Consider the following 24,271-nt stretch of genomic DNA (forward strand, 5'->3'; position numbering starts at 1 on the left):
CCTCACGCTCCGCCCGGCAACGGCGCGCGTGCGTCGACGAGTTTGCGCGCACGCAGCTCCTGCCAGAAGGCTTGTGGCACCGCCTTCTCCGACATCGCGATGTTGTCGGAAACTTCCGCGGCGTTGCGCGCGCCCAGCACGGCAATTGTGACCGCCGGATGGGCCATGCAGAACTGGAGCGCGGCGGCCTTCAGCTCGGTCCCGTGCTTGCGGCAGAGCTCGTCGAGCTCGAGCGCACGCGCGATCAGCGCCGCGTCGGCGTCCTGATAGTTGAACTTCGCGCCGGGATGCGGATTGGCCAGAATGCCGCTGTTGTAGATGCCGCCGAGCAGGATGCCGATGTTCTTCTCGCGGCAGACCGGAAATAGCGCATCCAGCGCGCCCTGGTCGAGCAGCGTGTAGCGGCCGGCGAGCAGGAAGCAGTCGACCGCAACGGCCTGGGCAAAACGGACCAACATTTCCGACTGGTTCATGCCGGCACCGATCGCCTTGACCGTGCCGTCGGCGCGCAGGCGCTGGAGCGCGCGGAAGGCGCCGGCCACGGCGTCGTCATAGTGATCGTCGGGGTCATGCACGAGCAGGACATCGATGCGGTCGAGCCCAAGGCGCGTCAGGCTCTCCTCCACCGAACGCATCACGCCGTCATGGGAGAAGTCGAACACCGGCCGCTCGCGCGACGTACCCTTGTAGTGCGCGTCCTCGGCGGCCGCGCCATCAGGCGCGCGCAGCAGACGACCGACCTTGGTCGAGATGACGTAGGAGTCGCGCGGCTGCTGCCGCAGGAAAGCGCCGATCCGCCGTTCGGCGAGGCCAAAGCCGTAGAGCGGCGCGGTATCGTAGAAGCGGATGCCGGCCGACCAGGCGCGCTCGATCGTGGCGAACGCATCGGTATCGCTGACGGCGGTGAACAATCCGCCGAGCGGGGCCGAACCGAGACCGATTGAGGTGACGTCGAGGGAGCCGAGCCGCGACCGTTTCATTCCCATTGCCTTCCAAAAGTCTTCCTTCCAACCGTCCAATCATCTCTCCCGCTTGCGGAAACCGCAAGCGGGAGAGGCTCGCAGGAGCACGGGGCTGGCGACGCTCCTACTTCAACATCTGCGCAACGTTATCCTTGGTCACGAGATCGAGGCCGGTATAGACGATCTCCGGCACCTTCTCGCCCTTCTTGATGGCGAGCAGCGTATCCATCGCCTTCTCGCCCATCTCGAACGGACGCTGGCCGACCAGCGCATTGGCGTAACCGTCGCGCAGCAGTTCGAGCTGCATCTTCAGCGTATCGGCGACGACCAGCGTGAACTTGCCGGAGTCGATGTCTTTCTTGTTCCTGGAGGCGAAGGCCTTGAAGCCTTCGGGGGCGAACATCGGCCAGCCGCCGATGGGAACGATCGAGGCGAGGTCGGGCGTTGCGGTGCGCATATCCGTCATCTGCTGGACCGCCAGCGCCGGATCGTCGTTGCAGAAGGTCGGCGAGCCCGCGACCTCGGTCCATTTCGAGCCCTTCAGCGCCTCGCGGACGCCGTCGACGCGCTCGGCGAGATTCTTGGCGCCCGGACCGCCCGAGACCATCGCGTATTTGCCGCCGTCGGGCCGCAGCTTCAAGAGCTCCTTGCCGAGCGCGACGCCGAACTCCTTGTTGTTGGTGCCGATATAGGCGATCCGCTTGGAGCCAGGCGCATCGGCATCGAAGGTGATGACGGGGATGCCGGCCGCGGTCGCCGCCTCGATCGACTTGGTCATGGCCGCAACGTCGGCGACCGAGATGGCGAGGCCGTCGACCTTCTGGGTGACGAAGTCCTGGATGATCTGCGCCTGCGTCGCCGGCTCATGCTCCACCGGCCCCTTGTAGATGCACTCGATGTTGCCAAGCTCCTTGGCACGCTTCAGGCAGCCGTCGCGCGCGAAGTCGAAGAACGGATTGTTCATCGCCTTGGGCACGATCACGAAACGGTAGTTCGCGGCGAACGCCGGCGTCGCCATCATCGCGACCGCGATGCCGGCAAGAAGAAGTTTCCTCATTGTTTCCTCCACCCTTATTTGGCGCCCGTCCTCTCAAGATCGTCCGGGGAGCGGACAGGCGACATTTTCGTTGCCCTCCCGGAACGACGTCATTTCAGATCATCCGCGAGCGGATGCGGTCGACCAGCACGGCCAGGATGATGATCACGCCGACCAGCGTCTGCTGCCAGTAGGAGCTGACCTGTGCCAGCACGAGGCCGTTGCGGATCACTTCCAGCAGCACGCAGCCGACGATGGCCCCCAACGGACCGCCGATGCCGCCGGCGAGATTGGCACCGCCGATGACGGCCGCCGCGATCACGTTGAGCTCGTAGGACGTCGCCATGTTGGCGGGCGCCGATCCGAGCCAGCCGGAGATGATGATGCCTTGCAGCCCTGCGGCAAGCGCGCAGATCACATAGACCTCGATCTTCACCCGCACGACCGGTATGCCCGTGAGTTCGGCGGCCTTCTCGTTGCCCCCGAGCGCGAACACGTGGCGGCCGAACGAACTGTGGTGCAGGACCACGGCCATCGCCAGCGCGAGGACCACGAGGTAGATGAAGGGCACCGGCACGCCGAGCACATCGCCCGAGGTGAGCGCGTAGAAGTAATCAGCGTCCGGCCCGCCAGGAAAACTGCCGCGGCCGTTGGAGACGACGTAGCCGAGCCCACGCACGATCGAGAGCATGCCGAGCGTGGTGACGAAGGGCGACAGGCCGAGCACGGCGATACAGAAGCCGTTGACGAGGCCCGCGATCAGCGCGACGCCGAGCCCCGCGAGGATCGAGATCAGCAGGATCAGACCCGGCACGTTGGCCAGCACGGTCTTGCCGTCAGCGGCCATATGCACAAACAGCGAGCCCGCGGGCGAGCCGGGCGCCGACAACTCGGTCATGACCATGGAGGTGATCATGGCCGAGAAGCACATCATCGAACCGACCGACAGATCGATGCCGCCGGTGATGATCACGAAGGTGACACCGAGGGTGGCGATGGCGATGAAGGAGAAATTCTTCGCCACGTTCTGCATGTTGCCTTCGGTGAAGAAATAGGGGCTGGCGAAATGCATCACCACCAGCAGCATCGCCAGCGCGAGCAGGACATAGCCGGTCTGGGAGGCGAAGATGCCGCGCTGCCACCATCTGATCCGGCCGACATTGGTGAAGCTGATCGGAGATTCCAAGGGCATGGCCATCACGCCGCCTCCTTCGCGCCAGTGATCAGGGCGGTGACTTCCTCGGGCGACGTCTGGTGGATCGGCTTGTCGGCCCGCTTCTCGCCGCGACGCATGACGATCACGCGGTCGCACACCGCGAACACATCGGGCATACGGTGCGAGATCAGCATGACGGCGACGCCCTGCTCCTTCAGCCGGTGGATCAGGCCGAGCACCTGCTCGACCTGGCGTACCGAGATCGCGGCGGTCGGCTCGTCCATCATGACCAGCCGCGCGTTGGACAGCCGCGTCCGCGCGATCGCAACCGCCTGGCGCTGGCCGCCAGACATCTGCTTGACGAGATCGTCGGGGCGCGTCTCCGAGCGCAATTCGCCGAACAGCTCCAGCGCACGCGCCGCCATCGCCTTGTGGTCGAGCAGTGCGAGCGGGCCGAACCTGCGCTTCAGCTCGCGGCCGAGGAAGACGTTGGCAGCAGCCGTCAGATTGTCGGCGAGCGCGAGGTCCTGGTAGACGACCTCGATGCCAACGGCGCGGGCATCGATGGGCCGGTTGAAATGGACCGCGTTGCCAACAAAGCGGATCTCGCCATGGCTGGGACGGAAATTGCCGGCGATGATCTTGACCAGCGTGGACTTGCCCGCGCCGTTGTCGCCCATCAGGCCGACGACCTCGCCCGGCTGGACCTGCAGGTCGACGCCGTGCAGAGCGCGGATTGCGCCGAACTCCTTGCCGATGCCGGTCAGCTCGAGGACCGGTGTCGCTTCAGCCTTTGTCATCGACGGCGTTCCTCAGACGTAGCGGTTGACCAGGGATTCCAGATATTCCTGCCGCCCCGAGCGCGGCTGCGGATCGAAGCCGGGGCTGAGCGCACGGTCGGCAAGTTCGGCGAGCGAGCGCTGGCCGCCGAGAATGGCCCGGCCCTCGGGCCCCGCCCATCCCTCGTAGCGCTGCGCGAGCGGTGCGGTGAGGGCGCCGGCATCGAGCATGTCAGCGGCGGCGAGGAACGCGCGCGCGCAGGCATCCATCGAGCCGACATGGGCATGGATCAGATCGTCGGGGTCGATCGACTGCCGTCTGATCTTGGCGTCGAAATTGAGCCCGCCCGAGGTGAAGCCGCCGCGATTCAGGATCTCGTGGAACACCAGAGCCAGCTCCGGCACGTTCATCGCGAACTGGTCGGTGTCCCAGCCGAGCAGATCGTCGCCACGATTGACGTCGAGCGAGCCGAAGATTCCGAGCGCCTCGGCGAGCGCGACCTCGTGATGGAAGGAGTGGCCGGCAAGGATGGCGTGGTTCTGCTCGATGTTGAGCTTGACGTCGTTCAGGAGATCGTAGCGTTCCAGGAAGCCATAGCAGGTGGCGACGTCGAAATCATATTGATGCTTGGTCGGCTCCTTCGGCTTCGGCTCGATCAGGATCGGGCCCTTGAAGCCGATCTTGTGCTTGTGCTCGACGACCAGCGAGATGAAGCGGCCGAGCTGGTCGAGCTCGCGCTCGAGATCGGTGTTGAGCAGTGTCTCGTAGCCCTCGCGGCCGCCCCACAGCACGTAGTTCTGGCCGCCGAGCCGGTGCGTCACCTCCAGCGCGGCGCGGACCTGGCCGGCGGCATAGGTGAAGATTTCGGGGTCCGGATTGGTCGCGGCACCCGCCATGTAGCGGCGATGCGTGAACAAATTGGCCGTGCCCCAGAGCAAGCGGACTTTTGCGGAGGCCATCTTCGCTTCGAACAGATCGGCGACCGCGTTGAGATTGGCGACGGACTCGCTGAGCGAAGTGCCTTCCGGCGCCGCATCGACGTCGTGGAAGGTGAAGAAGGGCACGTCCAGCAGGCGGAACAGCTCGAAGGCGACATCGGCCTTGGCGCGTGCCTGCGCCATCGCATCAGCACCTTGATGCCAGGGGCGCAGAAAGGTCTCGCCGCCGAAGGGATCGCCGCCCGGCCAGCAGAACGAATGCCAGTAGCAGACCGCAAAGCGCAGATGATCCTCGAGCCTGCGGCCATGCACGAGCCGGTCCTTGTCGTACCAGCGGAAGGCGGGCGTGTTTCCCGCATCCTTGCCGCCGAAGGCGACAGGGGCGCTTGCATCGAAGAATTTTGCTGGTGCGTTCACTTAAGACTCTCCTTCAACGCAGGATAAAGTTCGCGCCATCGCCGATAGGCGTCGTCATAGGCCGCAGTGACGGATGCGCGGGGCGCAAAGCTCGCGAGCCGCCGCGGGCGCTTGCACACTTCCGCGGGATCTTCGCCGGTGGCGGCGAGCCGGCCGAGCCGTGCGGCGCCGAGCGCGGCCCCGACCTCGCCTTCCTCGACGCGGTGGACGGGAATGCCGAGCACATCGGCGCAGATTTGCGCCCACAGCGGCGAGCGCGAGCCGCCGCCGACGAGATCGACCTCCGCGATTGGCCCGCTGGCCGCGCTCAGCGCCGCGAGGTTGTCGCGCGCGGCGAAGGCGACGCCTTCCAGCACGGCCTGCACGATCTGGCTGCGCCCGCTCGCACCGCGCAGGCCGACGAAGGTGCCGCTGGCGGCGGCATCGTTGTGCGGCGTGCGCTCGCCATCGAGATAGGGCAGGAATTTTATGGAGCTCGGTCCGTCGACACGCTCGCCGAGCGGCGCCAGGAGCGCGGCGGCCGGCGTCTCCATCACGCCCGCGAGCCAGGCCAGCGAAGCCGCGGCCGACAGCATTACGCCCATCTGATGCCAGAGGCCGGGCAGCGCATGGCAGAACGCATGCACGGCCGAAGCCGGTGCCGGTGCAAACCGGTCGGTGACGCGGAACACCACGCCGGATGTGCCGAGCGACAGGAATGCATCGCCCGGCGCGATCGCGCCGAGCCCGATGGCGCTCGCGGCATTGTCGCCGGCACCGCCGGCGATCACGACATCATTCGCCGTGCCCCAGCGCCGCGCGAATTCCGGCGCGAGCACTGCACTGACCTCGCTGCCCTCGACGAGGCGGGGCATGTGGTGGAGATCGAGCCCGACGGCATGCAGCAGCAGCGCCGACCAGCGGCGCAGACCGACATCGAGCCACAGCGTGCCGGCGGCGTCGGACATGTCCTCGACCATCTCGCCGGTGAGACGATAACGCACATAGGCCTTCGGCAGCAGCACCTTTGCCACGCGCTCGAAGATCTGCGGCTCGTGCCGCGCGACCCAGAGCAGCTTTGGCGCGGTGAAGCCGGGCATCGCCAGATTGCCCGCGATCGTGTGCAGCGACGGGCAGCGCCGCCCGAGCGCGACGCATTCGGCGTGCGAGCGGCCGTCGTTCCACAGAATAGCGGGGCGCAGCGGCCGTCCATCCTCGTCCAGCAGCGTCGCACCATGCATCTGGCCGGACAGCCCGATGCCGCGCACCTGCGCGACCTCGCGCGGATGGCGGGCGGCGAGATCGTCGACGGCGCCAACCGCCGCGTCGACCCAGGCGTCGGGATCCTGCTCGGACCACAGCGGCGCGGGATGCGACAGCGCAAGCTCGCGCGCGGCCGTCGCGACAATCGCGCCGGTTTCGCTCACGAGCACCGCTTTCACACCGGATGTGCCGATGTCGATACCGAGATACACGCTATCCTCCCTTTCGCCTGTTGCGGTGCGCGATCTCAGAGTCGCCCTTTCCACAACGGACCGTTCTGAAAATCCGCCTGCCCCTAGGGCAAATTGTCCCGCATCACGATGTCGATCCTGATCTTCTCCTGTTCGCGCAAGATCGGCTCGCCGCGCGCAAGCGCGAGCAGCACGCGCACGGCGGCGCGCGCTTCATGCCCGGGGTTCTGCGAGATCGCGGCATCCATCACGCCCTGCAACAGCAGCCGGCGCGTCAGTGCGGTGACGTCGTGTCCGACGAACACCACCTGCTTGCCGCGGCCGGCATCGCTCAACGCTTTGGCGACGCCTTGCGTGCCGGCGCCGACGTTATAAAGGCCGACAATGTCAGCATGCCTGCCGAGCAGCTGCGCCAGAACCTGTTCCGAACGGCCGTCTTCGTCGCGCCCTTCCAGCACCGGCAGCACGCTGAGATCGGGGAATTCCGACGCCATCACCTGGCTGAAGCCGAAGATGCGTTCGGAATGGTCGCGCAGGCCCTGCGAGCCCGCGACGATCGCGACCTTGCCGGACCGTTGGCCAACCAGCCGACCGACCAGCGCGCCGGCGGTGCGCCCCGCCGCGATGTTGTCGATGCCGACATAATGGTGGCGACGCGAGGACGGCACGTCCGAGACCAGCGTCACGACCCTGGTCCCCGCGTCGACGAGATCGTTGATCGCGGCGCGGACCCCCGGATGGTCCAGCGCCACCACGGCGACGCCGTCGTAATCGCCGGACAGCGCCTCCAGCGAGGCCGCGAGCACGGACGGGTCGAACACATCCGTGGTGACCACCTCGACGCCGAGGCGGCGGGCTGAGAGCCAGGCCGACATCTCGCCGAGATAGGCCTCGATCTGCTGCATGAAGGGGTTCGGCCCCGCCGGCATCACGAAGGCAAAGCGGCGGGCACGGCTGCGGGCGAGCTCGGCGGCGGCGACGTGCGGCTGGAAGGCGTTGCGCTCGATCGCCGCCTTGACGCGCCGGACCGTATCGGGCCGCACGCCCGGGCGGTTGTGCAGGACGCGGTCGACCGTCGCAAGGCTGACACCCGCCTCGCGGGCGATGTCCTTCAGCGTCAGCGCGGTCGCGGTGAGAGTATCGGCCATGGCTGAAGGTTATCGAGGTGTTTTGAGGTACGCAACTCATTTTGAGGCGCAGGGCGATGTTTTCGGGCCCGGGTTACACCGCGCGGCCTCAGCCGCCGGTCAGGTCGAGCGTCAGGAACAGGCTGTTGGGATCCTCGACATAGCCCTCGAACGGGCCGCAGAGCACAAAACCGTGCGCCTGGTAGAGCGCATGCGCGGGCTTGAAATAATCCCAGGAGCCGGTCTCGAGGCTGAGCCGCTGCGAGCCACGCGCGCGGGCCTCAGCGATGATGTGGCGGAGCATCTGGCCGCCGAAGCCGCGCCTCCGCGTCGTTTGCAGCGTGTGCATCGACTTCACCTCGCCATGGTCGGCCGAGAGCATCTTCAGCACGCCGGTGGCGACCAGCGTCTCGCCGTCCCAGCCGGTCCAGAACGCGACGTCGCTCGCGCGCAGCCCAGCGAGATCGAGCGCATGGGCGCTGCCCGGCGCGGTCTGCGCCCGCGCAGCCGCGACGTGATGGTCGAGCAGCGCAATGACGCGGGGATCAAAGGTGTCGCCGGTGCGGACCTGCATCGTCACGGCCTCACCCCGCTTGAAAGCCGCTTCTGCATGAGAACCATATCGAGCCAGCGGCCAAACTTGCAGCCGACCTCTGGCATGCGGCCAACCTCGGCAAAGCCGAACGACGCGTGCAGCCCGGTCGAGGCGGAATTCGAGGCCTCGATCGCGGCGACCATCGTGTGCTTGTTGAGCGCGGTAGCGCGCTCAATCAGCGCGGCCATCAGGCTGCGGCCGACGCCGAGCCGATGATGTTGCACGCCGACATAGACCGAATTCTCCACGGTGTGGCGATAGCCGGGCCAGGGGCGGAAATCGCCGAATGACGCGAAGCCGACGACGTCCCTGCCTTTCATCGCAACCAGCACGGGATAGCCGGCCGCTTGCCGTGCGCGCATCCACTCGCGCCGCGAATCCAGATCGGCCGGTCCGTCGGTCCACACCGCCGTGGTGTTGATCGCGGCGTAATTGTAGATGGCCAAAATATCTTCGGCATCCTCCAGCGTGGCATCCCGCACGATTAGCGACATCACATTTTCCCGTACGATGTGCCGCGCCGCGTGATGATGACGTAGCGCGCATCCTGTTTGGTTTCGTTCTCGAAGGTCACCGCCCGCATCACGTCGAAATCGAGACAATCGCCGTCGCGCAGCCGCACGGTCTTGGCGTCGATATGCACGCAGACCGCACCCTCCAGCATCAGCAGCTGCTGGGTGAACGCGTTGCGGCCCCAGGGGCTGTAGGAGACGCGCGCTCCGGCCGGCAGGTCGACGACGATGATCTCGATGCCGCTCGCCGCATCCGGCGGCGAGGCATGACGCCGCCGGTAGCCGCTGTCGGGATCGCGCCAAAGCGGCTGGTCGGCAAGCCGCATCAATCGCTCCGGCGGTTTCTCGGCGAGCGCGACGACGTCACTGAGGGTGACATCGAGCGCCGCGCAGAGCTTGTTGAGCAGCGCAGCGGTGGCGCTGCTCTGCGCCCGCTCCACCCTCCCGATCATGGCCCGGCTGACACCGGAGCGCGTCGCGAGTTCGTTCAACGTCATGCCCGCCTGCGTCCTCAACGTCTTCAAGCGACGACCGATCGCACGGTCGAGTTTCTGCTGGTCCATGGCTTTCATCCGAATATTGCCCGACAGGAGGACCGCACCCATCAGGGCGGGAGAAGCTTAAGCCGGGCGGGGCGCGCATGCCGGATGCGAAGAGCTAATATATTAGAATTTTTGCGCGGCAAATTCCCTGGCGAATTGCCACAGCCCGCCTGGACATGGCGGGCTCGGCAAAGTGTCCTTGGGGAAATTCGCTAGACCAGAAAATCCGGCGCCGCGCCGTGGGCCTGCGGGATCAGGGATCCGGGCGCGAGGTGAAGCGTCATCGCATGATGATCCGCATCGGTCAGCGTCAAAATATTGGTCTGAGTGTCGAAGGCCGCGTTCACCTTGGCGTCGAAGCCATCCAGCACCAGCGTCGTGCCTGGCGTATAGTTTGAGATGACGCCGGATGTTTGTTTGGCATCGGGTCCGAAGACAAATGAGTCCGTACCCGTCAGAACGACATTGCTGCTTAGATTGCCAGTGACCACCAATGTCCCGTTGTTGACGTTGACAGCGCCAGTCCCGCTTAAATTATCGACCTTGAGCACGCCACTATCCAGGACAGTGCCGTTGTTGACGAGGTTGCCCGAAACATCCACCTCACTGCCGGTGTGCACATTGACGATACCGCCATTGGTCAATCCATTCTTGAAGTCGATCGTGCCGGCCTGATCGGCGGTGATCGTTCCAAAGGTGTTGAAAACGGCGTCGTCGAAATCGAGCGAGGCATGCACGGCTTCGATCAGGCCGCTGCTGGTGACGGAATTGCCGGTGTTGACCGCAAGCGGCTGGGACCCGTTCGCCTCGAGCGTGCCGGAGAAGCCGATATCCAAGGTGAGGCTGTGATCTCCGTTTCCGATCGTGCCGGCGCCGTCGATCGTGCCGCCGTCAAGGTCGAGCGTGTGATGCGCACCGCTGTTCAGGATCGAGGAGCCCGGATCGAGCTTGATCTCGCCATTGCCAATGATCGTGGCGTCGCCGGTCAGGATGACTTTCGCGAAATTGAAGAACTCGATCTTGCCGCCGTTGTTCAGCGTGCCGCTGACAAACAGACCGCTTGCGGCACTGACGTCAAACACGGCGCCGGCCTTGAGCGTCACATTGTTGAAACTGTTGGCGCTGCCTGCAACGGATTCGATGAGTCCGCCTGATGTCGCATCCAGCAACGTCCCGTCCAGATGCACGTTGTCGAAGGTGATGGTGCCGCCATTGGCGACGATCGCACCGAGGGAACCGCCGGCGATCGTATCGTTCACGAAGGCGAGCATCGCCTGGGTTTCGCTCAGTGAACCGAGATTGTTGATCGTGCTGTTGCTGATCACACCGGCGCGGCCGGTCTCGTGCAAATTGCCGGTCACGCTGATATTGATCGTTGCCCGATCAATCGACGTGAAGCCGGTCGAGCCGGTGACCGTCAGAACGCCACCGCCGCCGCTGGTGTCATTCACGTCAGTGACCGTGATCGCGACGTTCTTTGTCGCGATCTCTGTCCCGTCGCTGACCGCGACGGTGACGTCGTAGACGTTGTCGTGGTTCGCGTCTTTCGGCGCCTCGAAGTCGGGCGCGGACTTGAACGTCACATCGCCCGTCGCCGACACGTCGAACAGAGCCGCGTCAGTGCCGGACAGCGAATAGGTCAGCGCGGGACTGTCCACATCGGTCGCCGCGACGTGGTAGGCGACGCCAGAGCCATTCTCCGCGAAGCTTGCCGTCGTGCCCGAGCTGATCACGGGCGCATCATCGATTCCCGTCAGCGTCACGGTGATGCCCTGTGTCCCGTAGAAGCCGTCGAGGACCAAGATCAAGATGTCGGTATGGGTCTGTCCGGCCGCGAGCGGAGCGATGTTGGCATGAGAGACATCATAGCTCCACGTCACCTTGCCATCGGCAACGTCGATGGTGGCCGTGAGTGTGCCGAGATTGCCGTCTTGCGGTGCCACCGCGACCGTGTGGGCACCGGCAAAGAAACCCGCCTGCGATGTCGAAACATGGGCAGCGCCATTGTCCGTCAGCTTCGCTGCGGTGAAGGAACGCGTAGTAAGATCTCTTACAAAGATGTCGTAGGTATGGTTGGTATCGCCCGGCACCAGAATGCTGGATAAAGACTCGAATGCCACCTTGGTGCCATCAGGCGAGAACACGGGAAGCCGGCTGCCGCCCCCGAATTCCCACGGCCTGCCCCCATTGGTCGAGACGGCCGTGATGGCACCCGTGGCCAAGTCCTTCACATAGACGACCTGATCGGCATTGACACCCGGCACGAGATTGGTGGCACTGGAATAGAACGCAATCTTGGTGCCATCAGGCGAGAACACGGGTTTCTGGGCTTCGCCGTTGTTCTGCGGGACTCCGTCGGCATCGGTCGATACCAGCGTGACCGCGCCTGTGGTCAGATCCTTAATGACGATGTTGCCGATTAGGTTGTTAGAACTACCCGGCACAAGATTGTCGGCAAAGGTATAGAACGCCACCTTGGTGCCATCTGGCGAGAACACCGGGTCGAAGCTGCCGCGATCCCCACGAGCGCCGCTGGCGCTCTCCGACACCAGTGTGGTGGCCCCGGTGGAAAGGTCCTTGATGTAGATCTCGGTGGTGTCGCCGCGCACTGTGGCCGACCCGAACACGATTTTGGTGCCATCGGGTGAGAACGAGGGGGGGAAGGTAAAGCCATTCTCAAGCCCGCCGCCGCCGGGTCCTCCGTTGTATGGACTGGGCGCCACGAGCGTTATCGCGCCAGTGGTCAGGTCCTTCACGAAGATGTCGCGCACGTGGTCGGTATCATCAGGCACGAGATTGTCGGCATCGGAATAGAACGCAACCTTGGTGCCATCAGGCGAGAATATCGGGTTGGTGGTCGATAAGCCGTCCGCCTGTTCCCCACTGGCACTCGTCGATACGCGCGTGAGGGCACCGGTGGCCAGGTCCTTCACGAAGATGTCGGCGCCCGTTGCGAACGCCAACATTGTGCCATCGGGCGAAAAAATCGGCTGGTAGCCACCCAGCTGAACCCCGCTGGCATCGGTCGACACGAGCGTGATCGCCCCGGTCGAAAGGTCCTTCACGAAGACGTCGGGTGCACCGTTGGTATCGCCGGGCACCAGATTGTCGGCATAGGATGCGAACGCCACTTTCGTGCCGTCGGGCGAGAACGCTGCCTGGACACTCGCGCCATCCGCCTGCGCCCCGGTTGCGCTGGTCGACACGCGCGTGAACGCATCGTCGCTGCCACCGCCAGCGGTGAAAACAGGTGCTGAATTCGTCATCAATGCCTCCGTTTGCCCGGCAACAGGCCGGGTCCGAATGTTTTGCACGACAATCAGAAACAGAAACGCGGCACCAATGAGTCCCTGCTGTCCAAGGCAAGTTTAGTGCCCTAGATGACGAACGCTTGATGCAGCCGCGAAGGATCAGATGAAGGATCAGATTGAGCGTCGTTGGCTGCGCCGCTGCACGACAGGCAATCAAAACTGCGCCAGCAGTCTTTCACGATACGCAGCCGCGCCGAACTGCGAGAGCGCATAGCATCCCTCAGGGTGATCTCGTGTCGTCGGGATGAATAAGCCGCTCCTTCTGAAATGCAGCGCGAGCGGTGATCCGTTACATCACCAAGAATTGCCATCGCCAAAAATTGGCCACTTTAACCGACGCTGGGGAGACCGACGCCATTTGGCGGATCTTCGGCCCCTTCATGCTTCCGGATACGCCAAGATGAACGTGGCCAGGGGTCGGAGAAACATCCAACACGCCAAATCAGCGGCCATCAATTTTTGAATGGAGCGGGCGAAGGGAATCGAACCCTCGTATGCAGCTTGGGAAGGGCCATTCCGCTCATTCACCGCCCCTCCATCCAAGCGATAAGCCCCTGAATATGCTTTATTAATTGCATCTTAAGGGCCATTTGCGTATCAATTCCAAAACCTCAGCGTTTTCAGGACGCGTTGTAGAATTGTTGTAGAGGTCTTGAATGCCCGGCGTCCACTACGAACGAAGAAGCAAGGCTATCTCGCCTCTGGATGTCCAGATGGCGATCAAGATGTCCCGGACGCCCTCGGCTAAAGCGCGCGAGATCGAGTGGCGGGACACCGAGTGCGCTGGTCTGACGCTGCGCATCACCAAAACCGACGCGGCCTGGTTGATCCGCCGTCGCGACCGTACCATTAAGATCGGGCGCTGCGCTGAAGTTCCTCTCCCGACGGCGAGGTACATCGCACACAGGACACGCGAAGCGGCCAAGCGGGGGCGCGATCTGAAGGTCTTCGTGGAGACGCTGGTGAAGCTTCGTTCGCACGGATTCAACGGGCACAAGAGCTACGACGACAGTTTGGAATGGGAGACCGCGGACGAGATCGCCGACGACAACTCGGAGCTCGGGCGGCGTCGACTCAAGGGCGAAGTCTACTCCGTCTGGACGTGGCGGCAACTAACCGAGCAGTTTCTCTCGGAGAAGCTACCCGACTTGAAGGAAAAGTATCGGGATCGCTACGCGCGTTACCTACGATTGCCCGAATTCACCCTACTCAACGATCGTCCAGTGGCCGAACTGGCGGCTGCCGACCTCGAAGTCGTCAGGGACAGAATGCTTGCGGCGTACCGCCCCTCGACCGTGCATCGCGCCGTCCGCCAGGGCCGCGAGATGCTGACCTGGGCATGGAGGTATCACCCGGCCAAGGCTGGCCTCGACCAGGTCCAGCACGCCTGGTGGGAGAGATGGTCTGTCAAGTACAAGTGGAAGATCAGACACCACACTCCCAAGATCGAGGAGATCGCGCGCACGATGGTGATCGCGGACACGTTCAGGCATTTGTCCGATAATGAACATGAGACCTACCCGGGCACAGTCGGCGCGTTGTGGGCAGCAGCGCTCACCGCGCAACGAACCGGGTCGCTCTTGGTTCTGCGGCCCGATCGCCTGTTTTCACCGGAGAAGAAGGCGAAACTTCCCGGGTGGAAGATCGCGAACTGGACTGCCGAGGAGATGAAGGGGGGCAAGGATGGAGGCAGGCCGCATGCTCTTCCGGTGCCGCCCGATGCGCTCAAAGTGTTGGACCGCTACTACAAGGCCTCCGGCGGAAAGTCGGCGTGGATGTTCTCGGGCCGCAAGTCGAACGAGCGCATCACTCAGTCCGCCCTCAATCTCCTGATGTATCGCCTGCAGGGAAGAGTCTTCGACCATCGCAGTAAGAACAAGCCGGACCGTCCCGGCAAGCCCGGCCCGAAAGCGGCGAAGAAGGCCAAGGAGCGCGTCGATCTCTTCGCGTACTACGGCATTCGGCCCTGGACGCTCCACGATATCCGCCGGACGCTCGGAGAGTTTCTAGACGACAAGCGCCTGGGCGGCGCGGCCTCCGCGATCCTTGGGCATAAGCTCCCTCGCGACGACATGCCCGAGAGGGAGCGAATGGCCCCAGTCACGGAGATCCACTACAACTCGTCTCAGCGCATTGCACTGAAAGCAGAGGGGATGGCGCTTTGGACGGAAGCTTTACTCGCGGCCTGCCAAAAAGAGCAAAAGGCACTCATCCGAAAGCCGCGACCTCCGGCACTGCCGCCTCAAAGTAGCCGCTGATCCCGAGACCGACGAACAGGTCCGAGGTCCCTCACCTCGCGAAGCGGCAAAGCCAAGCTCTCGCCATTTGTCCGCCTGCGCTTCGAAGGTCCGCCCTTTATCAAAGGTTGCAGGGCGGCGGAGAGAGTGGGAATCTCCTCCGTTAGGCTGCGATAGCGCGAAATCCGCTGAAAAACCAAGGATTCCAAAATAGCCCGGCCGCGATTTGTGACCACCGCTGTGTACCACCGGACGGGTCGATTCGGGCCTCAATGTCAGTCGATTTCGAGGCGTCTGAGGACCGACATCAAGTGGGCGCGTACTTCTGCCTTCGTCGGTCCCGCAATCGCTTCAACGCCTCGTCCCTTCGCCATGCGACCGACGCGCTGTTCTCGCAGTGGGCGGGCGCCTAAGACCCGCTCGCCGGCCCGCCAGCCGCAACCAGTGCTGGATCAGACGACGGTGGGTATGGTTTCGATGTCGACTTCCCGGGTAGGTTGCCAAGGGCGAGGGGGACTACACTGGCTTCACTGGGGGCTGCACCACGTGAAAGTAAAGCGTCTGACAATCTCGAATTTCCGGGGCGTCGCCTATGGTGTCGTGCATCTGGCGGGGCACACACTCCTGGTCGGCGGCAACAACGTCGGGAAATCGACCGTTTGCGAGGCGCTCGACCTCGTGCTGGGGCCCGAGCGGCTCTATCGCCGGCCGGTGATCGACGAGCATGACTTTCATTGCGCCCGGTATCTCGACGATCAGAAGGAGCCGATCGAGGTCCGCGTCGAGGCCGTGCTGATGGATCTTCCACAGGAGGCCGAGCTTCGATTTCACCGTCACCTTCGGCGGTGGGATGACGTTACCCGCGATTTCGCGGATCAGGGCGCTGGCGGACCGGCAGATGGAGATGGAGCGCAGAAGCGCTGGGCTCTGCCCATCGTGTTCATCGGCCGATATGACAAGGCAGAGGACGACTTCGTCGGCAACACCTTCTTCGACCACCCCATTGAGCCTCTTGATGACGACGAAGCGGCTGAGCTGGCATTGGGAGCTGGCCGCAGATTGTTCGGTCGGGATCACAAACGGCTTTGCGGATTCGTCTTCCTTCGCACGCTGCGCACCGGCTCGCGGGCGCTTAGCCTTCAGCGTGGGTCATTGCTCGACACCGTGCTGCGCCTCGGCGGGACGGGGCTGGCGGACATGTGGCAGGACACGCTCGACCGACTGCAGGGAATGAAGCCGCCGATTGGCGAGGTGCCTCAGCTCAAACAAATTCGGGCCGACATTCGCGAGCGCATGGCGCGCTTCGTGTCCCTGGCGCCAGGTGACGCAGCGACAGCGTTTTTCGCCTCAGAGCTTACGCGGGAGAACTTGCGCGAGGTCGTGCGGTTGTTTATCGCCGCCGAGCCTGTCGGCCACAGCGTGCCGTTTGCGCGGCTCGGGACCGGTTCGATCAACCTGTTGGTGTTTGCGCTGCTAACGGTTATTGCTGAACTGAAGGAAAAGCAGTCGGTCATCTTCGCGATGGAGGAGCCGGAAATTGCGCTGCCGCCTCACACACAGAGGCGGGTCAGTCGTTTCGTGCTCAGCGAGATGGGGCAGGCGATCGTCACCTCGCATTCGCCTTATGTGATCGAGCAGTTTGAGCCCCAGGACATCGTGATCCTTTCTCGTCAGCCGAACGGCGTGCTCGAAGGCGCGCCCATCGACCTGGGGGACTTCAAGACGAAGAGCTTCAAGACCGAACGCCGGCAATTCGCAGAGGCGATCCTTGGCCGTGGCGTGCTGGTCGTTGAGGGGGCTTCCGAGGTTGCGCTATTCCCGGAGGCTTCAACGATCCTGGAACGGTCTTTGGGCGCCGATGTTTACATGCATCTCGATTTCGCGGGCATAACTCTCTTCGATGCCGACAGCGAGAGCGCGGTGCCGAAGTACGGCCCGGTCTTCAAGGCGCTCAACAAGCCCGCGTTTGCTTTCTACGACAAGCCCAACAAACCGCGCACCGCGGATATGACAACGAAGCTTGGCGACTATGTCGCTCATTGGCAGTCGCCAACCAAAGGCATCGAGGTCCTCCTTGTTTCTGAGACCGACCCGAAGGTCCATCACCGGTTTCTCGAAGCGGCGAGCGCGCGTGATGACTATCCAAGCCACTGCGGCGTGTATGACGCCGTGATTGACGACGAAGCCACGGCCCGCGCGTTGGCGCTCGAAGTCCTCAAGGCGCGCAAGGGCGACGCCTACGGCTACACGGCACTGTTCATCAGGCAATGTCAGTCAGGCGATGAGCTACCCGCGACGATCAAGAAGGTGCTGCTGGAGATCGATGCCGCGATGAAGCCGCCGACGCCGAAGGAAGATGAGGATCTGTTCGGAGTCCTGTCCTGAAAATCGATCTGGACCAGAAGCGGCTCGATATCCTCGCGGAGCCGGGACACCTGCTGGTGACAGGCGGCCCCGGGTCCGGAAAGACGACCATTTCTCTGCTCAAGGCGAAGCAGGTCATTGCCAAGCTGGCAGCCAGCCAGGCGATTCTCTTTCTGAGCTTTTCGCGCGCTGCGGTCCGGCAGGTCATGACTCGCTGTAAGCTGATCCTGAACCGCGATGAGCGCCGCGTGATCGAGGTCCAGACCTATCACTCATTCTGCCTGGAAGGGCTTCGATCCCACGGGCGTTTGCTCAACGGGCTTCAGGCGCGGATCGCTTATCCAGACATCGAGCGGATCGAGAAGGCCGAGTTCGACGGCGACTGGTCTGAAGAACTGGTGCGGCGGGCCAAGGCCGAAGGTATATTCGCGTTCGACCAGTTTGCCGGGGCGATGGCTGACATCGTCGAGGGGTGTAGCGCGGTGCGCACTTTGCTCGGCCGCAAATACCCCTTGATCATCGTCGACGAGTTCCAGGACACCGACGACGACCAATGGCGCATCATCGCCGCCCTGTCTCAGGTGACGACGATCTTCTGCCTCGCCGACCCGGATCAAAGCATTTTTCAGTATGACCCCAGGGTGGATCCGCTGCGGTTAAAAAAGGCCGAGGCATTCTTGAAGCCGAAGCTTGTTGATCTGGCCGGCGACAATCATCGGAGCCCGAACGGCGGCATTCTCGCGTTCGCGGACGCGGTGATGAAGAACACCAGCCTTCCCTCCGCCTGCAAGGAAGTCACCCAGCACAGCTATCCGCCCCGAGGTTTTGAACCCACGGTGCATGCAGCGGTGATCTGGATGTTCAGTCAGTTGGCGAAAGCCAAGGTCGAACGGCCGACGATCGCGGTGCTGACACGCAGCAACCCGCTCGTTTCGGACATCTCCGCTCTGCTGGGTCGGGAGCACACCTACAGGAACCAGACCCTGAAGCCGGTTGCGCATGAGGTGGTTTGGGACCCCGAGCTGTCGGCTGCTGCCGCTGTGGTGCTCGCCTCGGTCCTGGAGTGGCCTCGCAAGGAAGTTGGGGAGGCCCAAGTGAAGACTTTGCGGCTCGTCTCTGCCTACTACCGGCTGAAGGCGGCGACCGATGGTACCCAGGCGGCAAAGGACCTGGCGCGCCAGTTCGGCGAGGCGGCGGTTGCCGTGTCGAGTGGTGGCAAGCTAAAGACAAAGAAAGCCAAGGAGATCGTCGCCGCGGTCGAGGCTGGCGTGGCATTGGTCGGCGATCCGGTCGAGGACTGGCGCGCGGCGAGCCGAGTGCTCGGGCAGACGCCAGCACTCGTCGAGATTCAGCGCCAGGTTCGGCTTGTCCGACTGTTCCGCGCGACGGACGCCTTGGGCCAGGGCCTTGCGGATTCCTGGGTCGCCACAGGTGGTTACGCCGGTGCGACGGTGCTGGTGAAGAAGGTGCTCGATCAGGAGCGCCTCATCTCTGCTGAGCTGGAGCCCCAAGGCGTGCTTGTGATGAACATCCACAAGTCAAAAGGAAAAGAATTCGACGGGGTGATCCTAGTTGAGGGCGCATTCAAGTCATCCTTCTTCGATGATCGGAACGAGAAGGCACCATTTCCGCAAAGCCGGCGGCTGCTTCGCGTGGCGATCACTCGCGCTCGCACGCGGGTGGCGATCGTCAGGCCGGTGAACTCGGCGCCGCTTTGCGATTCCTAATCCGAGCTGGAGCCTCAAGTCGGCGGTCCTCGCTCGGCGCGGCAGCCCTTTGCGACGCGTCTATCCCGAGATCATCTGCGCTCATTTGCGTACGCGATCGTTTTCAGGGCTTTGTTCGCGTCGCCTCGTCCGTGATAGAGGCCCAGCAATTCACCCTCGTCTTCGATGGTATCCACGCGAAACAGCGACCGTCGAACGTCTAAGCGGAGTATGGAAGATCACCGCCAAAGGGCGGGCCGTGCTCGAGGTCATGGAGGCCCGCCCGGCGGCGTCAGAGACGGCTCATGTGACCGCGTCGGAGAGTGATCCAGACAGATTCATAGGCCGGCGGGATACCGATGGACTTGATGCGTCGGATAACGGCCGCATCGGTGATGCGCTTCCCGTCCTTGTCGTAGTAGCTGAAGGTAGTCCCCGTGCGCTTGCGGGTGTAACCGGGCGCGGAGTCGCTGACATAGCAAAGGCCTTCTTCCGCAATGGTGGCTGCGACCTCGGCGGTGCGGTCCAGAACCTGTTCTTCGTTGCGAGTCTCTCGGAGCATGGGCCTGTCCCTCGGAAGCACCCTAGGATCGAGGCTCCACTCCCTTCTAAAAGAAATGAAGACAGCGGTTGGTTCCGTTTGGAGATCGTCGGGTCGTAGATGCAGATCAGTAGCCGCGCAGAATACTGGCCCCCAGCTACAGTCGGTGGTTCCTCTCGACGGGGCGCTGCGCAGGCTGACGATGGCGGCAAAGCCTAACTTCAGACAATCGCCACAAAGTTTACGGACACGCTTTCCCAATTAGTCTGTGCGAAGGCCGCTATGTCCCAATATTCGCTCGATGTGTTGCGTCAGCGCTATGTCGTCGAGAAACGACCACTCGAGGCCAGCGTCGAGCAGATCTTGCGCGCCGACAGCCGCGCGGGAGCCCGTGCCATCCTGGCGTCGATCGATAAGCGTCGCTTCGAAAACAGATCGGAAGGGCAGCGCCTCCGCAAGATGCTGCGCTTCGAGACCTCCTTATGGGAAAGCGGCCATCATGCCGTGGCAGGCGTTGACGAGGCCGGAATGAGCCCTCTCGCCGGACCTGTCTCGGCTGGCGCCGTGATCCTGAAACCCGGCACGCGGATAGCGGGGATCGACGACTCGAAGAAGCTCGACGCTGCTGCTCGCGAGGAACTGGCGAAGGAGATCAAGGAAAAGGCAGAGAGTTGGTGTGTTGCCTTCGCGAAGGTCGAGGAGATCGACGCGATCAACATCTATTGGGCGGGCATCCAGGCCATGCAACGTGCGGTCCGGGGGCTAGGGTTGACGCCGCAGCACTTGCTGATCGACGCGAAGCGATTGAAGGAAATCGACCTACCCCAGCAGGCCATCATCAAGGGCGACGCCAAGTCCGCCAGCATCGCTGCTGCGTCGATCCTGGCGAAAGTCGAGCGCGATGGGGTCATGCGGACGCTCGACGTCCTCCACCCCGGCTACGGCTTCGCGGATCATAAGGGCTACCCGGTGCCGGCTCATTACGAAGCTCTCGCCAGGCTTGGTGCATGCGCAGCTCACCGGAGGTCGTTCGGACCTGTACGCAAGGCTCTCGGGTTGCCGCCCCTGCCGCCTTGGCCTTCGGCATCCGAGCGCGAGGCCGGCTGAACAGGCCGTAGGCGCGTCCCGCGCACTATTTTCGAGACCACTGCTTTTCGCGAACGACGTCCATGGCCTTTTTGTCGGACCGCAGGCCGAGATAGACCGGCTGGCGCAGTTCGCCCTTGCTAGTCCACTCCGCGAACTTCACTTCCGCGACCAACGAAGGACGTACCCAGGTCGTGACCTGCTCATCCTTTACCTTGGCGGGAAAAGGCGACTTGCCTGTCTTGAGCCTCACCAGCTTGCCGTGAAGCTCCTCGAGAACTTGGTGGCTGAATCCGGTGCCGACGTGGCCGATGTACCGCCACCCATGGCCTTCCCGTACCGCCAGCACCAGGGCGCCGAAGAACGGCCGGGTTCGCCTCGGCGCCGTGAAGCCGGCGATCACGACCTCCTGCCGCTGCGCGGTCTTCACCTTCAGCCAGTCGGCGGTCCGGCGTCCGGACGCGTACGGGCTGTCGGCGCGCTTGGCCATGATGCCTTCGAGATGCCTTCGCTCGGCTTCTGCGAAGAACTTCGTCCCCTCGCCTTTGCGGTGGTTGCTGAATGCGATCAGCTTGTGTCGCGGCAGGATAGCCTTTAGCCGCTTCTTGCGCTCCAGGAGCGGCAGCGCTCGCAGGTCCTCTCCGTCCGCGAACATGAGGTCGAACGCGCAGTACAACAGCTTGGCCTCATGGCGCAGGGCGTTCTGGAGCAACTGGAAATGGGATGCGCCGTCCTTGCCGATGGCGACAAGCTCGCCGTCGATCACGGCGTCCATCTTCACGCCTTCAAGAGCTTTCGCGACCTCCACGTAGGAGTGGCTGATGATCTTCCCGTTGCGGCTGTAGAGCGCGACCTGACCACGCCGGATTTCCGCGACCATACGAAAACCATCGAATTTGTCCTCGAAAACCCAATCGGGATCGTCGAACGGCGCATCCGTCAGCGTGGCCAGCATGGGTTGCAGGCGATAAGGCAGGGTCGATTTTCGGGCCATGGCAGGGTTCCTACAGGGCCGGCAAAGGCCGAAACGAGGACGACGGAAGGCAAACCCGCGCGATATCGCCAGCCGCGACCGGTCCCCCGGCCCGGACCACGCCTAGCACTCCGGATTTGAACGCAGGGCCCGTTTCCGCCGACGAGAGCACGTGCCGTTTGAGGCCCGCCCTGAACCGGTCGATCAGAACGCAGGGCGTGCGGAGGCCGGTCAGCTCAACAACCGCCGTGGGTCCGAACTCGAGGAGCGTCCCGAGCGGCATCCGCTCGAGGGCCAAGCCGGCGGTGCTGATGTTCTCGCCGAGGTCGCCGGCGCCGACCTCGAAGCCGGCTTTAAGTAGCGTCGCGAAGAGTTCGGCCGGGATCAGATGGACCTGCCGGAGATTGGGCAGGCGTGGCCGGCGGCGGGCCAGATAGCGGTGCCTGACGAACGGGCCGGCGTGGGCGTCGCCTTCGACGCCCTGGCCCTCCACCAGGATTATGCGGTCCTGCGTTGGTTTGCTGAAGTGGTGCCCGCGATCGGCAGCGACCGCCACCACCTTTCCCTGCAGCGAGAAATCTTGCTTCGGCGGCATCAAGCGGCGCGGGCCAGCGAGCGCCGCTTCTGGCGAAGGTAGCGCGTGATCTCCGGAAGCGTCATCGCGTTCAGGACCCGGTCGGCGGGAACTCCGCCCTTCCGGGCCATCTCGACGCCCCAGTGCATGTGGTCAAGTTCCGGGATCGAGTGCGCGTCCGGATTGATGCTCACCGTGCAGCCGAACTCGAGCGCCGCCTGGTGCCAGCGCCAGTCCAGGTCGAGCCGCCACGGGTGGGCGTTGATCTCGACGACAACGTCGTGCTTGGCGCAGGCCCGCAGCACCTTCTCGACGTCGATCTCGTAGCCGGGCCTCCGCTGAAGCTGTCGCCCGGTCATGTGGCCGATGATGGTGGTATGAGGATCGCTGATGGCACGAAGAAGGCGCTGCGTCTGCGCCTTGCGGTCCAGTTTGAAGCGGCCGTGGATGCTGGCTACTACGAAATCGAACCGATCGAGCACTTCGTCCGGATAGTCCAGCGAGCCGTCAGCCAGGATGTCCGACTCGATTCCTTTGAGGATCCGGAAATCCTTGCCGAGGCGCTTGTTCAGGCGGTCGGCTTCCCGGTGCTGCTCGGCGATCTGTTCGACCGACAGGCCGCCGGCGTAGTGAGCGGACTTGGAATGATCGGCGACGCCGAAGTATTCGAAGCCGCGCTGCCGCGTCGCCTTGGCCATGGCCTCAAGCGTCTCCGTGCCGTCGGAGGCATCGGTGTGGCAGTGAAGGATTCCGCGCAGGTCCTCGTCGGTGACGAGCTTCGGGAACTCGCCTTTCAGAGCCAACTCGATCTCGCCGCGCCCCTCCCGGAGTTCGGGGTCGATGAAGGGCAGACCAAGTGCGTGATAGATCTCGCTCTCCTCGCCGGCGATCAGGGTGCGCCCCTTGTGCAAGCCATCGGCCTCCAACCGCATCTCTTTCTCGGCGGCCAAAGCTTGGAGCTGCTCGATATGAGCGGCGGAGCCGGTCGCGAACAGAAGCGTGGCGCCGAAGTGTTTGCGATCGGACAGCCGAATCTGCAGTCCGTCGGCGGGTGACGACTTCGGTGCCTTGGCGGCCGCCGGAGCCTCCGCAACTATCGCGAGGTCGGCGACGAGTTCGCAGCCTCGACGGAAATCGCCAGCGATCGTAACCCGCGTCAGTTCGGGCCGCGACTTGCGGATCGAATCCTTGGCATGCGCCAGCAGGGCGGCGGCACGGTGCAGGTGGAGGCGGCCTTCTCCGCTTTTCGCGATCGCGAGGTTCTGCAGGATCTTGGTCTGCAGCGCGGCGCCGAGTCCTTTCGCCTTCTTGATGCGGTCGTCCTTGGCGGCGGCCTCCAGTTCGGCGAGGGAGGCGATGCCCAGATCTTTGTAGAGCCGCAGCACCTTCTCCGGGCGGAGGCCGGGCACCGCGAGCATCTCGAGCACGCCCTCGGGAATCTCCTTCCGCAGCTTTTCGAGGCTCGGGTGAGTGCCCGTCTTGTGAAGCTTGGCGATGATATCGGCGATAGCATCGCCGACGCCCGGGATCTCCGTAAGACGATCTTCGGCGATCAGCACATCCAGAGAAACGGCAAGGGCCGCCACGCTGTCGGCGGCCCGAGAGTAGGCCTTTGCCCGGTAAGGATTGCCGCCGCGCAGGGCCGTGCGCTGCGCGTACTCTCGCAGGAGACTTGCCACACCGCGCGCGTCGAGCGAAGGCATTCAGCCAGCCTCCCGGTCCGCACGTTGCGTTGCAAGGCGACCGCCCGGGCTGTCAATTGGCGGGCGATCGAGCAAGCTCTCGAGCTTCTGAGCGGCGCGAAAATCCTCGAGGTGTTCCACGTTCGGGCCATACGCCGCCTCCTTCTTGAGGAGGTTATAGATCCGGCCTGCCACAAGCTGCAGGTGCTTCATCCGGCCCTTCGGCATCGCTCGCGCCTTGCAAAGAGCCCGGACCGCGTAGGCGCGGAAATAGTCGAACGCGTCTGACATGATGGGTC

Annotated in this window: 20 protein-coding genes; 4 read left to right on the forward strand and 16 right to left on the reverse strand. The window is 63.8% G+C overall.

Annotated features, from left to right (window positions below):
* Positions 1 to 2: 2 nt before the first annotated feature.
* The 11 genes from AB7290_RS40655 to AB7290_RS40705 all read right to left on the reverse strand — a co-directional run bounded on the left by AB7290_RS40655 (position 3) and on the right by AB7290_RS40705 (position 12,764).
* Positions 3 to 980 carry an aldo/keto reductase gene (locus AB7290_RS40655; RefSeq protein ID WP_085399639.1) on the reverse strand — a complete coding sequence of 326 codons (978 nt, stop codon included), beginning with the start codon at positions 978 to 980 and terminating at the stop codon, positions 3 to 5.
* A gap of 106 nt (positions 981 to 1,086) precedes the next feature.
* Entirely contained in the window at positions 1,087 to 2,019 is a 933-nt protein-coding gene (locus AB7290_RS40660; RefSeq protein WP_063985925.1) for a sugar-binding protein, read from the reverse strand.
* Between the two features lie 94 nt (positions 2,020 to 2,113).
* Positions 2,114 to 3,196 (reverse strand): ABC transporter permease, encoded by a 1,083-nt coding sequence (locus tag AB7290_RS40665; RefSeq protein WP_085399632.1) that lies wholly within the window; start codon positions 3,194 to 3,196, stop codon positions 2,114 to 2,116.
* Positions 3,196 to 3,954, reverse strand: a complete 759-nt coding sequence (locus AB7290_RS40670; RefSeq protein ID WP_085399631.1) for an ATP-binding cassette domain-containing protein — start codon at positions 3,952 to 3,954, stop codon at positions 3,196 to 3,198. Before AB7290_RS40670 ends, AB7290_RS40665 begins: the two co-directional genes overlap by 1 nt.
* A gap of 12 nt (positions 3,955 to 3,966) precedes the next feature.
* The gene (gene xylA, locus AB7290_RS40675) at positions 3,967 to 5,289 is read right to left on the reverse strand and encodes a xylose isomerase (RefSeq protein ID WP_085399630.1); all 1,323 of its coding nucleotides are present in this window, start codon (positions 5,287 to 5,289) and stop codon (positions 3,967 to 3,969) included.
* Positions 5,286 to 6,743 carry a xylulokinase gene (gene xylB, locus AB7290_RS40680; RefSeq protein ID WP_441254407.1) on the reverse strand — a complete coding sequence of 486 codons (1,458 nt, stop codon included), beginning with the start codon at positions 6,741 to 6,743 and terminating at the stop codon, positions 5,286 to 5,288. The genes xylA and xylB overlap by 4 nt, the downstream gene beginning before the upstream one ends.
* A gap of 83 nt (positions 6,744 to 6,826) precedes the next feature.
* On the reverse strand, positions 6,827 to 7,870 hold the full coding sequence (locus tag AB7290_RS40685) for a LacI family DNA-binding transcriptional regulator (RefSeq protein WP_085399628.1): 1,044 nt from the start codon (positions 7,868 to 7,870) through the stop codon (positions 6,827 to 6,829).
* Positions 7,871 to 7,958: 88 nt separating this feature from the next.
* Entirely contained in the window at positions 7,959 to 8,423 is a 465-nt protein-coding gene (locus tag AB7290_RS40690; protein WP_085399627.1) for a GNAT family N-acetyltransferase, read from the reverse strand.
* Between the two features lie 2 nt (positions 8,424 to 8,425).
* Positions 8,426 to 8,938 (reverse strand): GNAT family N-acetyltransferase, encoded by a 513-nt coding sequence (locus AB7290_RS40695; protein WP_085399626.1) that lies wholly within the window; start codon positions 8,936 to 8,938, stop codon positions 8,426 to 8,428.
* Positions 8,938 to 9,519, reverse strand: a complete 582-nt coding sequence (locus tag AB7290_RS40700) for a helix-turn-helix domain-containing protein (protein WP_028160282.1) — start codon at positions 9,517 to 9,519, stop codon at positions 8,938 to 8,940. Before AB7290_RS40700 ends, AB7290_RS40695 begins: the two co-directional genes overlap by 1 nt.
* A gap of 191 nt (positions 9,520 to 9,710) precedes the next feature.
* Entirely contained in the window at positions 9,711 to 12,764 is a 3,054-nt protein-coding gene (locus tag AB7290_RS40705; protein ID WP_085399625.1) for a DPP IV N-terminal domain-containing protein, read from the reverse strand.
* 758 nt (positions 12,765 to 13,522) lie between these two features.
* Between AB7290_RS40705 and AB7290_RS40710 the strand changes: the two genes are divergently transcribed.
* From AB7290_RS40710 to AB7290_RS40720, 3 genes are all read left to right on the forward strand, one after another.
* Entirely contained in the window at positions 13,523 to 15,067 is a 1,545-nt protein-coding gene (locus AB7290_RS40710; RefSeq protein WP_354102146.1) for a hypothetical protein, read from the forward strand.
* A gap of 525 nt (positions 15,068 to 15,592) precedes the next feature.
* Complete coding sequence (locus tag AB7290_RS40715) at positions 15,593 to 17,431, forward strand: ATP-dependent nuclease (RefSeq protein ID WP_354102145.1); 1,839 nt, start codon at positions 15,593 to 15,595, stop codon at positions 17,429 to 17,431.
* A gap of 29 nt (positions 17,432 to 17,460) precedes the next feature.
* On the forward strand, positions 17,461 to 19,137 hold the full coding sequence (locus AB7290_RS40720; RefSeq protein WP_354122512.1) for an ATP-dependent helicase: 1,677 nt from the start codon (positions 17,461 to 17,463) through the stop codon (positions 19,135 to 19,137).
* 271 nt (positions 19,138 to 19,408) lie between these two features.
* Here the strand turns inward: AB7290_RS40720 and AB7290_RS40725 are convergent, their stop codons facing one another.
* Positions 19,409 to 19,678 carry a hypothetical protein gene (locus tag AB7290_RS40725; RefSeq protein ID WP_354102144.1) on the reverse strand — a complete coding sequence of 90 codons (270 nt, stop codon included), beginning with the start codon at positions 19,676 to 19,678 and terminating at the stop codon, positions 19,409 to 19,411.
* Between the two features lie 261 nt (positions 19,679 to 19,939).
* On the opposite strand from AB7290_RS40725, the gene AB7290_RS40730 reads away from it, so the two are divergent.
* The gene (locus AB7290_RS40730) at positions 19,940 to 20,764 is read left to right on the forward strand and encodes a ribonuclease HII (RefSeq protein WP_354102143.1); all 825 of its coding nucleotides are present in this window, start codon (positions 19,940 to 19,942) and stop codon (positions 20,762 to 20,764) included.
* A gap of 25 nt (positions 20,765 to 20,789) precedes the next feature.
* On the opposite strand, the gene ligD is transcribed toward AB7290_RS40730, so the two are convergent.
* Genes ligD through AB7290_RS40750 form a run of 4 tightly spaced genes read right to left on the reverse strand, consistent with a single transcriptional unit; the run spans position 20,790 to position 24,263 of the window.
* Positions 20,790 to 21,737, reverse strand: a complete 948-nt coding sequence (gene ligD / locus AB7290_RS40735) for a non-homologous end-joining DNA ligase (protein WP_354102142.1) — start codon at positions 21,735 to 21,737, stop codon at positions 20,790 to 20,792.
* A gap of 10 nt (positions 21,738 to 21,747) precedes the next feature.
* Positions 21,748 to 22,311, reverse strand: coding sequence for an MOSC domain-containing protein (locus AB7290_RS40740; RefSeq protein ID WP_354102141.1), 564 nt, complete (start codon positions 22,309 to 22,311; stop codon positions 21,748 to 21,750).
* A complete protein-coding gene (locus tag AB7290_RS40745) occupies positions 22,311 to 23,993 on the reverse strand; it encodes a PHP domain-containing protein (RefSeq protein WP_354102140.1) in 1,683 nt (560 codons plus the stop codon). The genes AB7290_RS40740 and AB7290_RS40745 overlap by 1 nt, the downstream gene beginning before the upstream one ends.
* Complete coding sequence (locus AB7290_RS40750; protein WP_354102139.1) at positions 23,994 to 24,263, reverse strand: hypothetical protein; 270 nt, start codon at positions 24,261 to 24,263, stop codon at positions 23,994 to 23,996.
* Between the last annotated feature and the right edge of the window lie 8 nt (positions 24,264 to 24,271).

The sequence above is a fragment of the Bradyrhizobium sp. 613_E4_N2_2 genome (assembly GCF_052075995.1).
Taxonomy (GTDB): Bacteria; Pseudomonadota; Alphaproteobacteria; order Rhizobiales; family Xanthobacteraceae; genus Bradyrhizobium; species Bradyrhizobium barranii.

Coding starts and splice junctions, on each gene's coding strand:
- AB7290_RS40660 (WP_063985925.1), bottom strand. CDS start 2,019: ATGAGGAAACTTCTTCTTGCCGGCATCGCGGTCGCGATGATGGCGACG.
- AB7290_RS40690 (WP_085399627.1), bottom strand. CDS start 8,423: ATGCAGGTCCGCACCGGCGACACCTTTGATCCCCGCGTCATTGCGCTG.
- AB7290_RS40670 (WP_085399631.1), bottom strand. CDS start 3,954: ATGACAAAGGCTGAAGCGACACCGGTCCTCGAGCTGACCGGCATCGGC.
- AB7290_RS40705 (WP_085399625.1), bottom strand. CDS start 12,764: ATGACGAATTCAGCACCTGTTTTCACCGCTGGCGGTGGCAGCGACGAT.
- ligD (WP_354102142.1), bottom strand. CDS start 21,737: ATGGCCCGAAAATCGACCCTGCCTTATCGCCTGCAACCCATGCTGGCC.
- AB7290_RS40730 (WP_354102143.1), top strand. CDS start 19,940: ATGTCCCAATATTCGCTCGATGTGTTGCGTCAGCGCTATGTCGTCGAG.
- AB7290_RS40740 (WP_354102141.1), bottom strand. CDS start 22,311: ATGCCGCCGAAGCAAGATTTCTCGCTGCAGGGAAAGGTGGTGGCGGTC.
- AB7290_RS40655 (WP_085399639.1), bottom strand. CDS start 980: ATGAAACGGTCGCGGCTCGGCTCCCTCGACGTCACCTCAATCGGTCTC.
- AB7290_RS40750 (WP_354102139.1), bottom strand. CDS start 24,263: ATGTCAGACGCGTTCGACTATTTCCGCGCCTACGCGGTCCGGGCTCTT.
- AB7290_RS40725 (WP_354102144.1), bottom strand. CDS start 19,678: ATGCTCCGAGAGACTCGCAACGAAGAACAGGTTCTGGACCGCACCGCC.
- AB7290_RS40695 (WP_085399626.1), bottom strand. CDS start 8,938: ATGTCGCTAATCGTGCGGGATGCCACGCTGGAGGATGCCGAAGATATT.
- AB7290_RS40700 (WP_028160282.1), bottom strand. CDS start 9,519: ATGGACCAGCAGAAACTCGACCGTGCGATCGGTCGTCGCTTGAAGACG.
- AB7290_RS40665 (WP_085399632.1), bottom strand. CDS start 3,196: ATGGCCATGCCCTTGGAATCTCCGATCAGCTTCACCAATGTCGGCCGG.
- AB7290_RS40745 (WP_354102140.1), bottom strand. CDS start 23,993: ATGCCTTCGCTCGACGCGCGCGGTGTGGCAAGTCTCCTGCGAGAGTAC.
- AB7290_RS40710 (WP_354102146.1), top strand. CDS start 13,523: ATGGCGATCAAGATGTCCCGGACGCCCTCGGCTAAAGCGCGCGAGATC.
- AB7290_RS40685 (WP_085399628.1), bottom strand. CDS start 7,870: ATGGCCGATACTCTCACCGCGACCGCGCTGACGCTGAAGGACATCGCC.